We start from the raw sequence: 15078 nt of genomic DNA, 5'->3' as shown, positions 1-15078 counted from the left end.
ACTATACAGTAAAAGATATGGCTGTTGGTATGGTGACATTTAAAAATGGAGCCACTTTAACGTTGGAAGCTGCTTTTGCTGCAAATGTCGAAAAAGATGAGACGATGCAGGTTTCCTTGATGGGGAATAGAGGGGGAGCTGATATTTTCCCTTTGAAAATTTATCAGGAGAAATACAACGCATTAATCGATAGTACTCCTGCATATGTACCAGAAGTAAATGGCCATCAGCTTGAAATAAATCAATTTGTAGAATGCTGCTTGAAAGGCAAGATTTCATTGAGTACGCCTGAACAAGGGCTCATCATTCAAAAAATCGTGAATGCTATTTATGAATCTGCAGAAACTGGAAAGCGATACAGTTCTGAAGTACTATTAAAGAGCTTTAAACCAAAAAGGTTGTGCAGTATGAATTCAACAATCATGCTGCACAACCTTTTTTTATAAAGTAAGAACTTTTGTCACACTGCGAGAAATTTCATGCGTATTGATTGTAGATTGTATCTGTTTGTTTTTCACGCATTTTATAAACTCTTCGACCTCATAGTACATAGAATCAAATTCATGCTTAACAGAAATATCTTCAGTTTGACCGTCTTTGTATTTGATTATTATTTGTTTCGGATCACTAATTTTATCGATTTCGATAACACCATTCTCACCCTGTATTTCATTTTGGGAATAGGAATCTGAAATTTTGGAGTACATAATAACAGCTTCAAATTCATCGTAATTTAAGATCATACTTCCTTGGCCATCTGCACCAGTGGATAGTAAATAAGTGTTTTTGAGCACGGATTTCGGTTCGCCGACTAGATGAACAATAGGCGCTATACAGTATACACCTAAGTCTGTTTTAGCACCATTCCCCAGTTCAGGTTTGAAAGCATTTTCAATAATGCCTTCCTTGTATTTATCGTAACGCGAAGAGTATTGGTTATAATGAAATACGAATCGTCGGAGTGTGCCAATCTTAGCTAGGTGCTCTTTCAAGTTGAGAAATGTAGGTGTAACTGTGGATTTCATTGCTTCCATATAGGTTACTTGATGTTCTTCAGATGCTTTAATTACTTGATCCATTTCATTTAAGGAAGTGACTGCTGGTTTTTCGCAAAGTACATGAATGCCGTTTTTCATTGCCAAAATACTTTGTTCTGCATGAAACGCATTGGGCGATGCAATATAAACAGCTTCAATAGTACCACTTTGAAACATTTCTATCATATCTGTATACACATGTTCGATATTATGTTTCTCTGCGAACGCTCTCCCTGTATCCTCAGTCCTTGAGTAAACTCCCCCTATGCTAAACTCGGGATGTTCTTTAGCTGCTTTAATAAGTCGATCTGTAATCCAATTTGTTCCGATAATTCCAAATTTCAAAGTAATACCCCCTTTTAGTTATATATGTAGAAGTAAAGAATTCCATTGAATTCGCTGCGGCGCTAGGGGATGCCTACCGGCATAAGTCGAACAGCTTCACCGCTAGTCTTAGGGCAACGGCTACCCCTTGATAGGGCCTTAGCCAAGTTATATAGATTTTTATTTGTTCAATATATAGTCAATAATAAGTAGTCCTTGCCTTATAAAGCGAAACTAGCCCTCAATGCTAAATGAAAACACTGTCTGCTTTTCATATAATTCATTAGCTTTTATGATAACTGATGGAAAGCCCTCGTGATGCAAGGAGGCAGGGGAAGCTTGTGTTTCAAAACATACACCTAAATAAGGTTTGGATTTTCCTTCTGCTAACTCAAGGCCGTCTTCAAGGGTATTCGATGTGTACATAACGAGACCTGGTTGGTTGGTTTTAATCGTCATCACACGACCACTTATATCTTCTTTTACACTGATGATGTGTTGTTGAATTTGATTAAGAATAAAGTAATGATCATATCCATGATTAGCAACACTATTTTGTTCTGAAAGGGAGTTAATACCGTCAACAAGCTCTCGGCCATTTCGGAAATCAAATGGAGTATTCGATACATCGATCTTTTTACCGGTTGGAATTAGTTCGGAATTAAGTTCAACATATTCATCGCTCTTCATAGTGACATGGTGGTTATGAATCGTGTCGGCTAAATTCCCATTTAAATTAAAATAGGAATGATTTGTCATAGTAAGCACAGTCGTTTTATCGGATGTCCCTGAATAATTTAGGATGAGCTCATTGTTATTAGTCAGTGTATAAGTAACAGCAACCTCAAAAGTACCAGGATATCCACCTTCACCATCTAAACTTTTATGGCTTAATTTTACGCCAACTGTATCAGCAGTTTGAAAAGGGCTAGCCTGCCAGACTACTTGATGAAATCCACCATCTCCCCCATGTAAATGATGGCCACCTTCATTTGAAACCAATGTATATGTTTGGTTTTCGATAGTATATGAAGCATCTTGAATTCTTCCAGCAACACGTCCGATAATCGCGCCAAAGAAGTTCGGATTTTTTTCATAATCGAGATAATCTTTATAGCCAAGGACCACGTTTTCTAATTGGTTATGCCGGTTTGGAACGCTTATGTCAGTGATGATGCCACCGAAGTTCAAGAAGCTTACAGTCATGCCGTTATCATTTGTTAATGTATACAGCTTCCATTTATTCAAAATTTCCTGGGTATCTATTTTCATTTTACTAGCCACCTACATATTTAATGTCTTGATGAATCGTTCACAATCACTTTGTACTTTAAAAACGCCTGCATCTCCAAGTACTTTGGCGAATTTAATCCCTAGTTCTTTTTCTAAAATGGATTCAATTTGCTCTAGGTCGGATAATTCTCCATAGTTAATCTTCATTTGCTCTGCCCATTGTTGATGATAGGGGGTTACTGTACTTGTTTGGCCTAGTAAGAACTTCTTGATTTCAGCTAATTCATCTTTCAGACGAGCTGGTAATACTGCGAGTCCCATTACTTCAATAAGCCCAATATTTTCTTTTTTAATATGATGGACATCCGAATGGGGGTGGAAAATCCCTAGTGGATGTTCATCAGATGTTCGATTGTTGCGTAAAACAAGATCGAGTTCAAACTTGTTAGCGCGCATTCTGGCAATCGGAGTGATTGTATTATGTGGGGTATCATTACTAAATGGTCTGATATCCACTTCTTCATCACTATAATTTTTCCATTTAGTTAGGACATGGTCAGCTGCCTGAATCAATGGCTCAATCTCATCGCTCTGTAAACGAATGGTTGTTAACGGCCATTCTAGGACAGATGCGGTAATGTTTGGAAAGTTTTCTAAGGCAAACGAAAATGCATTTGTTGCTTTTGCCATTGGGAAATCATAACTCCCGGCTTGATAATGATCATGACTCAAAATAGATCCACCGACAATTGGTAAATCGGCATTCGAACCAATAAAATAATGTGGGAATTTCTCTATAAAAGTAAGTAACCGCTTAAAAGTGTCCCTACCAATTTTCATATCACGATGTTCTTCAGCAAGTAATATACTATGTTCATTGTAATAAACATAAGGTGAATATTGCAGATACCAATTTTCATTTACAAGTGGTACTTGAATGATACGATGATTTGCCCTAGCTGGATAACCTGTCCGGCCAGCGTATCCTTCATTTTCGATACATAATAGACACTTTGGATAATCAACATCATATTTCAATTCGCTTTCTCGCTTAATTTGTTCAGGGTCTTTCTCTGGTTTTGACATGTTAATGGTAATATCCATTTCACCAAAGATTGTTGCAGCTTTAAAATGGATATTTTTCTTGATGCGGTTCATCTGAATATAATTACTGTTTTTACTTAAGTCATAAAAATAGTCTGTTGCTTCTTTTGGAGAGTTATTATATTTTTTTTGAAAAAGCTCATTGATGTGAGAAGGTCTTGCAACAAAGCAATTCATAATCGATGCCGAAAGTATTTCTTTGTCATCAAAAACATTCTCAATTACGTCATTATTCACAGCATAGGCAATGATCTGGTCGAGCAGATTTGGAATTGAATCATCTGTTACGTCTTCAGTTGTCGCATGCATTGAATCGAGATGGAGCAGTGCAAGGACTTGGTTCATCACATAAATCTGGTCAGCATCATCAATTAGCTTAGCGTGGATAGCTTTTTGAATGAGCCCTTTAATATGTTGGTAAATCATTTAGCTTTCACGTCCTTCGTATAACCATCAGGGTTGTTGACATGCCATTTCCAAGCATCTTGAATAATTTTCTCAATCGAAGTCCGTGTTGGCATCCAACCTAAAATAGTGGCGGCTTTATCAGAGCTTGCGATTAGGATACTTGGATCACCGGCACGGCGTTCACCTGATTTCTCGGGGATTTCTTTACCAGTAACTGAGCGTGCAGAATCAATCATTTCTTTTACTGAAAATCCTTGACTACTTCCCAGATTGAATATATCGCTATTTCCACCATTGTTTAAATAATTTAGCGCTAATAGGTGTGCATTGATAAGATCTTCTACATGAACATAATCACGAATACATGTGCCATCTGGCGTATCATAATCTTCTCCGAAAATAGTGATATGTGAGCGTTGCTCGAGCGCTGCTTGGAGAATGATTGGTACTAGATGTGTTTCAGGAAGATGGTCCTCGCCGATTTCTCCAGATTCCCGAGCACCCGCCACATTGAAATAGCGTAAAGCTACATAGTGAATGCCATAGGCTTGTTCGCACCATTTCATCATTTTTTCCATCGTCAGTTTGGTTTCTCCGTAAGTACTTGTCGGATTGGTAGGCATCTTCTCTGTAATCGGGACAGATTCAGGCTCACCGTAAGTGGCGGCAGTGGATGAAAAAACAATTTTTTTGACATTAAACTCTGTCATGACTTGCAATAATACTTGAGTACCATGTACGTTATTGTCGAAATAATCCAGTGGTTTTTCCATAGATTCAGCAACAAGGGAATTCGCTGCAAAATGAACTACTGCATCAATGGATTCATTAGTAAATACATTACGCATAAACGCGATGTCTCGAATATCTCCTTCGTAAAATGTTGCACCGGGATGGACTGCTTCTCTATGTCCAGTTTGTAAATTATCAATGACTACGACATTCGTCTGTTTATCAATTAACTGATAAACTGCATGTGAGCCGATATAACCAGCTCCCCCTAGAACTAAAACACTCATTTAAACCGCTCCTTCAGTAAGTTCTCTTGCTCCGTCATCAATTGCGGCGGTATAAAATGTTGCTTCATAACCTATCTTGGAATTATAGCTGTGATTGACATTCTTTTTAAAGTTGTCAACTTGATCTTTTTCTACAATTGCAATCGCACAACCACCAAAACCAGCACCAGTCATGCGGGCACCCACAACCCCTGGTTGATCCCATGCAGCTTGGACAATCGTATCAAGTTCGATGCCTGTTACTTCGTAATCCAGTTGAAGTGATTTATGTGATTCATTCATCAATTGCCCAAAGGCCTTTAAATTACCCTGTTGTAATTGCTGGAGGGCCTCGATTGTCCGTAGATTCTCATAGACAGCATGTCTTGCACGTTTTTGGTTTGTTTCATCAGTAATAAGTTGTTTGTGTTGTTCAAATTGTTCTTTCGTCAAATCACCAAGACTTTTTATTTGAAGGGCTGTTTGCAAGTTCTCCAAGGCTTGATCACATTGCGCTCGACGTTCATTGTATTTTGAACCGGCAAGTGTTCGCTGTTTATTGGTATTGATAATGATAATCACATGTTCGGCAAGCTCAATAGGAGCATAGTTATAAGCTAATGATTGGCAGTTTAATAGGATGGCATGCCCTTTTTTTCCTTTACCGATTGCAAATTGATCCATAATTCCACTATTGACGCCGATATAATCATTTTCTACTTTTTGCCCAAGTTGAATCATCTGGACACGATCAATTTTTAAATCAAATAGTCCTTCTAAAAGAACGCCAGTGACCATTTCAATAGAAGCAGAAGAGGAAAGTCCGGCCCCGTTAGGAATGTCACCATAAAATAAGATATCCATTCCAGATGATATTTTATGCCCATTTTCACACATATATTTAATCATACCCTTAGGGAAATTCGCCCAATCATGTGCTTCATTATAAGCTAAATCCGCAAGGTCACATTCAATAATTCCAATATGGGGGAAGTTTATTGAGTAAAAATTCAACATCTGATCATCACGTTTTTGGGTAAGTGCGTATGTTCCAAATGAGATTGAGGCGGGGAACACATGACCACCATTATAATCCGTATGTTCACCAATTAGATTAATTCGTCCTGGTGCAAAAAACATGCGTGGTTTTTCGACAATGTTAAAGATTGATTGAAATTCATCTAGTAAATTTGTTTCTGTCAAAGGTTGCTACCTCCCATTGTTAATAAATTAATTTAATTAAGTTAATTGTACTATATATTGGGAGAATGTTCAAACTCACTCGTACGTATTTTATTAAAATGTTGAAGTTTGATGAAATGGTTCAATTAGTTGGAGAAGAGGGTGTCTATTAAACGAGTTTTGAAAGGAATGGGAATTCGGAAAATAACAAAAATAATACTATGAAATCTTGTAAAGTAAAGCATTTACATCTATCATATATGGTAGTTGATTATTCAGTTTGTTTTCGGGGCAAGCTAATCTAAGCGACTAAAAATACTTTAATAAGCGTAGAGAAAAATGAGAGGATGATAAATATATAAACTATTATTACTAATGACTTTTTATATTGATTGGAACAGTGAAAGAATTACAGATTATCGATTATAATAGTCAATTTAAGTAGAGCGAAATTTTACGTGATAAGAATTTAACTAGATTATTTGTATTATGCTATGTGGAGATTACTGTGATTAGAGAGAAATATTGCAAATGGCATTGATGAGGCCAAAATAAAGGTGACAAAAGTGATTAATGCATGTTTTATGGGAGGATAACAAAGGTAGAGGTAGTAAGTGTTTTTTGAATTTACTACACGCGGGAAATTATACAGTATAAAACCAATAAATATGGCGGTACTAGAAAAAAATGTTACAAATACTTTTTTGGAAATTCAAAGCGTTATTTTGAGATTTTGGATATATCACCCTTATATAAATCGTTAATAATACTAGATAAAGAGAGGGAGAAAAACATGTCTGAACAACAAATTGGAGTAATTGGTTTAGCCGTAATGGGGAAAAACTTGGCGCTTAATATTGAAAGTAGAGGGTATTCTGTTGCTGTCTACAACCGTACAGCGGCAAAAACAGAGGAGTTTTTGGGAAATGAAGCAGTAGGTAAGAACTTTTTCGGGGCCAAGAGTATTGAAGGATTTGTTAACTCATTGGAAGTACCACGAAAAATTATGCTAATGGTTCAAGCGGGACAAGCAACTGATGCAACAATTGCATCCTTACAACCTTATCTTGAAAAGGGCGATATCTTGATCGATGGGGGAAATACTCTATACGAAGATACGATTCGCCGTAACAAAGAATTAGAGCTAACAGGCATCCATTTCATTGGGACAGGAGTTTCTGGGGGAGAAGAAGGTGCGCTAAAAGGTCCTTCGATTATGCCAGGTGGCCAAAAAGAAGCATATGATCTAGTTGCACCTATTTTTGATGCAATTGCTGCACGAGTTGATGGTGAATCTTGTAGTTCATATATTGGCCCTGATGGTGCAGGGCATTATGTGAAAATGGTGCACAATGGGATTGAGTATGGGGATATGCAATTAATCGCAGAGGCTTATTTCATCTTGAAGCATGTCCTGGATCTGGATGTACAAGAACTCCATGAAGTCTTTTCAGAATGGAATAAGGGTGAGTTAGATAGTTACCTAATTGACATTACTGCCGAGATTTTTACAAAGAAAGATGAAGAAACAGGTCTACCACTTGTTGATGTTATTTTAGATAAAGCAGGCCAAAAAGGGACAGGAATGTGGACTAGTAAAAATGCTTTAGATTTAGGCGTTCCACTACCATTAATTACTGAGTCCGTATTTGCACGTTGCATTTCTTCTATGAAAGAAGAACGTGTCAGAGCAAGTAAAGTGTTAGCTGGGCCAGAAGTAGGCAGCTATGAAGGTAATAAAGAGGAACTCATTGAAGCCGTTAGAAAAGCATTGTACATGAGTAAAATTTGTTCCTATGCTCAAGGTTTTGCACAAATGCGTGCGCAATCTTTAGAAAGTGGCTGGAATCTTCGCTATGGCGATATTGCGATGATTTGGCGTGGAGGTTGCATTATCCGTGCTCAATTCCTGCAAAATATTAAAGATGCCTATGATCAAGACCCTGAATTAGAAAACTTATTGCTAGATACCTACTTTAAAGAAATTGTAGTAGGTTACCAATCGGCTTTACGCGAAGTCGTATCAGTTGCAGTTAAACAAGGTATTCCCGTGCCATCATTCTCAAGCGCAATTGCTTATTATGATAGCTATCGTTCAGAAAATCTTCCTGCAAATCTAATTCAAGCACAGCGTGACTACTTTGGTGCCCATACGTATGAACGGAAGGATAAAGAAGGGTCATTCCATACAAACTGGTTTTAAGAGGGAAAATACCGAGCCCTGATTGCAAGAGGGGGCAGACACTGACTAGTTTTAGTTGCGAGGGGTAATAAGTATTTTATAATTACTGCTTACATTAAGTAGAAAAGCTTTGGAGAAGAATCCAAAGCTTTTTCTATACTAAACGATTTTTTCTGTAAAGGGAAGGAGATTTAGTATATCGAGGGAATTGGTAATTACACTCGATATTGGTACAAAATGCTCAAGAAGTTGTTTTGGAAAAGGTAATTCATTTGAAGAAATCAAAACGAACATTCTAATTCAAGCTATCATAAAAACTAATCAGCGCAATCATGAGATATATGTCGAGACATTTGAAAAAAATGAGATCATTGCTAGTGATTTAGCAAAGTACTTTTAATGGTATACAATTTGATGGAATTTAAATCAAAGTAAGGTAAATAGGAATAGATAGAAGAGATTTTGATGCAAGTACAAACAGTCATGTTAAAAGTGGCAGAGGCGAAAGTGAAGTTAGCAACATACGAAAACTCGGATGAATCGCGAAAACTTTAAAATTAAGGTGAATATTGGTAACTTGAATGTGTGACTGTATATACAATAAAAAAATCTGAAAGAATCATATGATATGGAAATCCCAAAGAAATATGTATTTTTATTGGTAATAGACACCTGATTTTCTCTAGAAATTTCCCAGTTTCAATGCCATATGTATTGAATTATAAACCTGAATTAAATGAAAACAAGTGTATATATGATTAGATCTACTGTTGCATGACCTTGAATAGAAAGCAGAATGACAAGCCTTTTAAGTCCTATTAGCAAGGCTATAATTATGCTTCTTAATGTGATCTACTATTTTTTTAGTTTAACAAAACTAATGAGGCCAACCTATTTACCAAATGAAGTTTTCCGTGTATTCTTTCCATAAGTAAGTCTGAATTATTGGATTCGTGCAGGAACTACCACTTTTGTAGAGTGAAATAAAAAATAGATATACTAACACAATGCCTTTTTGAAACTTTATTGACTGTGTCGAATCCAATGGAACACCTTTAATAATGGATATGCATGGTTTGCGTACACTATAAGGGGGGATAAGAAACTGGTCTATTCGAATGCATTGAAGAAGGTTAGTATGCTTGTTTGGGATAAATTTTATTTAGGAATTAAAATAATGATTAAAAGGAGTCAATGATATGAATACGCTAAAAAATCTTCGTATAATGACGTACAATTTGCGTAATAATTGTGATGTATCACCTAATTCATGGGCGGAGCGTAAAAAGCTAATACTTGAATTGTTTTTGCGTGAATCACCTGATATTATCGGAACACAGGAATGTGTTTATGAACAAATTCAAGATATGGATGAAATGCTTCCAGACTATGACGCAATTGGCTTAGGTAGAAATGGCGGAAGTAAAGGTGAGTATACGGCAATCTACTTCAAAAAACAGCGCTTTAAGGTCTTAGAATATGATCATTTTTGGTTGTCTGATATGCCTGAAACCATAGCTTCCTCCTCATGGGGAAATGATGTTACGCGTATGGTAACTTGGATTCGTTTTCTGGACATGGAAACAAATCAGCAATATTACCATTTGAATACTCATTTAGATCATATTTCTGAAAACGCAAGAAAAGAATCGGCTAACCTAATCATAAAGAAAATAGCTAATTTTAATCCAGAACTATTGGTACTGGTAACGGGTGACTTCAATACGGGCGCGAATACAGAACCTTATAAAGTTTTGATGGAACAGGGCAAGTTAATAGATGCATGGGATACTGCAACGGGCAGGATTAACGAAGGGTTAGGAACGTTTAATAACTTTAATGATCCAACTGGGGGAATAGATAGAATCGATTGGATTCTATATCGTGGGGATGTGAAGCCTGGTGTAATCCAAATCGTCAATGATCAACCGCAAGGCCAGTTCCCAAGTGATCATTTCCCGGTGATGATGGATTTGAAAATTCCAATGAATAGGGAATGAAAAGTAATTACTGGGTTTTTCACAATAACAAATGAAGTATTAAGGAATGGTGAAAACTCCATTATTCCTATAAAACTATGTTGAATTATTGAATGCACTTAACAAACTGAGCGTTGGCGCATAAAACTTGCAGCAGAATCCCCTAAGACTGGCGAAGAAACGGGTGCAAGAGGATTCGAATCGGCTAAATAATTAGTTTGGATTGATAGTCTTTTTTGAACATTACTAAAAAAAGAAAAATTATTTCTTACTTTTTTAAGGGAGAATTATATGAGAATAGATGCGCATCAGCACTTTTGGAAACTAAGCAAAAATCTAAACGATTGGCCAACTTCTGATAGTAAGGCTATTTATAGAGACTTTACACCTGCGGATTTAGAAGAGCACTTAAAAAAACACGACATTCATAAAACAGTTACTATTCAAGCTGCACCGTTTGTCGAAGAAACTAAGTTTCTGCTAGATCTAGCAGATCAACATGAGTTCATAGGTGGAGTAGTTGGATGGATTGATATGTCGTCTAAGCAATTTCCAGAACTATTTACGGAGTTTAGGAATCACCCTAAATTCGTCGGCATAAGGCCGATGCTGCAAAACCTCAAGGATGATCAATGGATATTACAACCTGAAGTGAAACGAAATATTAGCATTTTAATTGAACATGATTTTCCTATAGATATATTAATTTATCCCAAGCATCTCCCGCATATAGTAACATTATTAAAGGAATTTCCTTCATTACGAGCAGTAATTGATCATTGTGCAAAACCTGCAATTCAGAATCGTCAATGGGCGCCATGGGCTGACTTAATAGAGCAATTTTCTGAATTTGAATCGGTGATGTGCAAAATTTCAGGACTAGTGACAGAGGCGGATCATCATTCTTGGGAAACGGACGAATTTAGACCGTATATTCATCATTTGATAAACTGTTTTGGAACTGAACGTGTTATGTTTGGCAGTGATTGGCCTGTCTGCCTGCTGGCTGCTCAATACGATGAGGTGGTAGAAATAATAACGAGTAATTTGCCTGAAGAGATGACAATGAAAGATAAGAAGTTATTATACGGTGGCAATGCGCAAAAGTTTTATAGATTGTAGTGCAATGATAGGGTAGGGCCAAAAATGTCCTATACCTATCATTTTTTATAGTTGAAAGATATTGTAGTTTATTCAAAATGAGTTGAACAGAATAAAAAAGGCAGTAGTTTAAAATTGTCGAAAAAGCCACTCGGCAGTAATTAATCAGATAGTTTTTGTCAGTGTCTTTACTATTTTAGAATTTGCAAAGTAATTTAAAAAATTAAACATTGACAGTATATTGAAGATTGATATAATCATAGTTGAATTAAGGATAATAAACCAAAGGAGCTGTTAGTTGATGAAACAAGCACCGATTTTGTTGACAGATGAGCAAATGCAAGCGTTTATTACAAAAGGATATGTAGTATTGAAAACCGATTTTGAACCTGATTTCCATGCGAAACTAATGGATGAGTTGAATCACGTGTATGAAGAAGAGGGGAATCCGGGTAATAATTTATTGCCTAGAGTACCGAAATTACGAAATGTTTTCAATCATCCTGCTGTAGATGGAGCCTTGCAAAGTGTTATCGGACCAAATTATTTGATGCATACTCATCGCCATGGACATTTTAATGCAGCTCCAGAGCCTGGTGGATGGCATAAGGATAGTTATTGGGGGTATAACAGAATGCGTAATCACCATCCATGGTGGGCAATGATAATGTATTTTCCCCAAAACACTCCGCCGGAATTGGGACCTACAAGTGTCATGCCAGGAACACAGAATTATGCATCTCGTATTTTTATAGAGGATGAAATGAAAGAGGAAGTACTTGCCAGCGGTGAGGCGGGAACATTTATACTCATTCATTACGATATTTGGCATAGAGCAACAGCCAATACACTTGGACAGCCACGCTACATGCTAAAGTTTGAATTTATGAGGACAGAAGCTCCTGTTGCCCCAAGCTGGAATAATGAAAACGAAGAGTGGAAAACGCCATCATCAGCAAATGAGCTCTTCTATCAGCATGAAGAAATGTGGAATGAGACTTGGGACTGGCTTTCTGGTAAAGTCGGTGCCATTGCTGAAACAAGAAAAAATTCTGATGTTGCCAAGCTTTCCGCACTATTAATTGAAGATAACGAGCCAGAAGCAATCAATGCAGCTTATCAATTAGCAGCTTCAGGGGATGATGGTATTTCTGAATTAGAAAAAGCTTTACATTCTACACAGCTTAAAGATTCACGTGTAGCAGCCTACGGACTTTCTGTAGCAGGGGAGAAAGCGATACCCATTTTAGAAAAGGCATTAGAAAGCAATCAAGAATCTACCATAGTGAATGCAGTATTTGCACTTGGAGAACTGCGATATCTTTCCTCGCCGGTAGTGCGAAAATTGAATGAGTTAGTCAATCATCCTTCATTAAAAGTTCGCCATGTAGTTGTAGATGCGCTTGGTATGATTCAAGAGCCTACAGAAGAAGTGCTAGCCGGATTAATACGAGCATTGAAGGATGAAGATATTCAAACCAGGTTTACGGCTGGTCTTGCGCTTTGTCACTTTGGAACAGAGGCAGATGTCGCGGTCCCGCATCTCGCAGAAGCATTAAAAGATGAAGATAGGTACGTAAGAGGTCACGCAGTTGAAGCGCTTAATTATATCAATACTGATGCGGCAAAAGAGGTATTAATTGACTACCTTCTTGCATCAAGATGGTGTGCTTCTACAACTCCAGCGAGCACGTTTTAACTTTATAAAGAAAAAGGTAGGACTTCTTAGAAGTTACTACCTTTTATTTTTGGATTTATTAAATATTTTAGAAAATATAACCTAGATCAATAATAATTGAGAAGAGTAGATTACGGTAAATTAGACATATATATGGCTAATAACAACAAATCAGATGCGAGCTGATGCGTTAGGAATTGAGAATAAGAATGTCCAAACACTTGTACTTGATAATTTAGCTCTGGAAGGGACTTTTTTTACCAACGCATGTTGCGGGAGTCCAGTATGTACACAATCGCGAGCATCTATTTTTACGAGACGATATCCATATGTTCACGGTGCATGGAATATTGGAGTTTGATTGAATGACAATGAAATTTATTTAAATGATCATTTGAAGTAGTGGGACTATCGTTCGCTAGGGGTCGGAAAATGCATTTTTGTCCACAAACGGAGGCCTACTTTTCGATAAAAGCAGAAGACGTAGACGTACGGTGAATTATTTGATTTACGCGAAGATTCGGGTGGGCATTGCAACTGTTTCTTTGATCCGGAATATACTGCAGTAAAGCTACAATAACTAGATACGCTCGTTCACCGATTGATAAAGGATCAATATCCACTTCCAGAAAGAAGTGCATATTGGTGAAGTTATCATCCAGTGTGATAATCTGATCAACGATGCTGAAGCAAAAAGTAAAATCCCTCATTGTTCAAGAGGGATTTTATCTTGGTCTACTAATCTATAGGATTATGAAGCGATGAAGCTCTTATATGGAGTTCTGAAGGTAATACGATTTTTCTAGGTGTTGCTGGAGCAGTATTTTCAATCCGTTCGATTAATAGTTGAGTTCCAATGTAGCCAAAGTTATAAGCGGGTTGTTCAGCAGCAGTAAGAAAAGGTTCGCTTTCCGTATAATTGGGCACTCCATCGTAACAAACGACGGCGACATCTTCAGGAACTTTAATATTGTGTTTTCTTAATGATTTAACGGTATTAATACCGATAAAGTTACTAGTGGAAAAAATAGCAGTAGGTTGTTCGCTCACTGGTAACTTAAACATTTGATCTATTATATCAGAAAAATCGCTGTCTTGAAAAAAGTGACTTTGTTGAATTAGGTTATTGTTTATTTCAAGCCCATGTGATCTGAGGGTATCGCAATATGCTTTATGACGTTCACGCGCAGTTGCAATATCCAAAGGACCATTGATGATTGCAATTTTCTCATGGCCTTGTATGATTAAATGTTCTATTAATTTCCGGGTGGTCGTTTCATTATCACTAAGGACTTGATCACACTCTAGTTCTTTAATGTGACGGTCAATTAATACAACGGGAATATTAAATTTACTGAGTTTAAGAATGCTCTTTATAGAAGAATCTTTTGCAGGTGCAATAAGCGCACCGTCTATTCTAGTAGAAATAAGCATATCGATATATTTTGACTCCTTATCGACATTCTCATCGCTATTACAAAGCATAAGCTGATAACCCATCTGCATAGCTTTGTCTTCAGCACCCCGAGCAACGCTTGTAAAGAAGGGGTTTGAAATATCTGTAACCATCAGCGATAATATTTTTGATTTTTTCGAAACGAGACTTCTAGCAGAACTGTTAGGTACATAATTCAACTTTTCAATGACTAACTCGACTTTTCGCCTTGTATTTTCACTAACGTTTACAGCGTTATTAATTACTCTTGAAACTGTCATTGCGGATACATTAGCTTCTTTAGCTATATCGTAAATAGTAACCAATCTTTCTCCTCCTTATTACTATTGGCATTTCAAGGATACGCACCTTTTTTTGTCAATCTAGTTGGTGTATTAAGTTTTATTCTTAGAGTAG

General features: G+C 37.0%; 12 protein-coding genes. 6 read left to right on the top strand and 6 right to left on the bottom strand.

Features of this window, described 5'->3' with window-relative positions; translation table 11 throughout:
• Window positions 1–17: 17 nt before the first annotated feature.
• Window positions 18–446: a Gfo/Idh/MocA family oxidoreductase gene (locus I2483_RS19600; protein WP_346267685.1), complete on the top strand. Its 429-nt coding sequence runs from the start codon at window positions 18–20 to the stop codon at window positions 444–446.
• On the opposite strand, the gene I2483_RS03160 is transcribed toward I2483_RS19600, so the two are convergent.
• The 5 genes from I2483_RS03160 to I2483_RS03140 all read right to left on the bottom strand — a co-directional run bounded on the left by I2483_RS03160 (window position 441) and on the right by I2483_RS03140 (window position 6307).
• A complete protein-coding gene (locus tag I2483_RS03160) occupies window positions 441–1382 on the bottom strand; it encodes a Gfo/Idh/MocA family protein (RefSeq protein WP_207173907.1) in 942 nt (313 codons plus the stop codon). The genes I2483_RS19600 and I2483_RS03160 overlap by 6 nt on opposite strands.
• 213 nt (window positions 1383–1595) lie before the next feature.
• A complete protein-coding gene (locus I2483_RS03155; RefSeq protein ID WP_207173906.1) occupies window positions 1596–2633 on the bottom strand; it encodes an aldose epimerase family protein in 1038 nt (345 codons plus the stop codon).
• 12 nt (window positions 2634–2645) lie between these two features.
• On the bottom strand, window positions 2646–4124 hold the full coding sequence (gene galT / locus I2483_RS03150) for a UDP-glucose--hexose-1-phosphate uridylyltransferase (RefSeq protein ID WP_207173905.1): 1479 nt from the start codon (window positions 4122–4124) through the stop codon (window positions 2646–2648).
• Window positions 4121–5125 carry a UDP-glucose 4-epimerase GalE gene (gene galE / locus I2483_RS03145; protein ID WP_207173904.1) on the bottom strand — a complete coding sequence of 335 codons (1005 nt, stop codon included), beginning with the start codon at window positions 5123–5125 and terminating at the stop codon, window positions 4121–4123. The genes galT and galE overlap by 4 nt, the downstream gene beginning before the upstream one ends.
• Complete coding sequence (locus I2483_RS03140; RefSeq protein ID WP_207173903.1) at window positions 5126–6307, bottom strand: galactokinase; 1182 nt, start codon at window positions 6305–6307, stop codon at window positions 5126–5128. It lies immediately after the preceding gene.
• Between the two features lie 772 nt (window positions 6308–7079).
• Between I2483_RS03140 and gndA the strand changes: the two genes are divergently transcribed.
• The 5 genes from gndA (at window position 7080) to I2483_RS19725 (ending at window position 13587) form a co-directional block, all read left to right on the top strand.
• Entirely contained in the window at window positions 7080–8489 is a 1410-nt protein-coding gene (gene gndA, locus I2483_RS03135) for an NADP-dependent phosphogluconate dehydrogenase (protein WP_207173902.1), read from the top strand.
• 1178 nt (window positions 8490–9667) lie between these two features.
• Window positions 9668–10468, top strand: coding sequence for an endonuclease/exonuclease/phosphatase family protein (locus I2483_RS03130; protein WP_207173901.1), 801 nt, complete (start codon window positions 9668–9670; stop codon window positions 10466–10468).
• A 270-nt stretch (window positions 10469–10738) separates the two neighbouring features.
• Window positions 10739–11569 carry an amidohydrolase family protein gene (locus I2483_RS03125; protein WP_207173900.1) on the top strand — a complete coding sequence of 277 codons (831 nt, stop codon included), beginning with the start codon at window positions 10739–10741 and terminating at the stop codon, window positions 11567–11569.
• Between the two features lie 280 nt (window positions 11570–11849).
• Window positions 11850–13247 (top strand): HEAT repeat domain-containing protein, encoded by a 1398-nt coding sequence (locus tag I2483_RS03120; protein WP_207173899.1) that lies wholly within the window; start codon window positions 11850–11852, stop codon window positions 13245–13247.
• 130 nt (window positions 13248–13377) lie between these two features.
• The gene (locus I2483_RS19725) at window positions 13378–13587 is read left to right on the top strand and encodes a sulfatase-like hydrolase/transferase (RefSeq protein ID WP_481886311.1); all 210 of its coding nucleotides are present in this window, start codon (window positions 13378–13380) and stop codon (window positions 13585–13587) included.
• Window positions 13588–13964: 377 nt separating this feature from the next.
• Here the strand turns inward: I2483_RS19725 and I2483_RS03110 are convergent, their stop codons facing one another.
• Window positions 13965–14987 carry a LacI family DNA-binding transcriptional regulator gene (locus tag I2483_RS03110; RefSeq protein ID WP_207173897.1) on the bottom strand — a complete coding sequence of 341 codons (1023 nt, stop codon included), beginning with the start codon at window positions 14985–14987 and terminating at the stop codon, window positions 13965–13967.
• Between the last annotated feature and the right edge of the window lie 91 nt (window positions 14988–15078).

This window comes from Sporosarcina sp. E16_3 (assembly GCF_017347125.1).
In the GTDB taxonomy this organism is placed as follows: Bacteria; Bacillota; Bacilli; order Bacillales_A; family Planococcaceae; genus Sporosarcina.
This window is presented reverse-complemented; position numbering and strand designations above follow the sequence as displayed.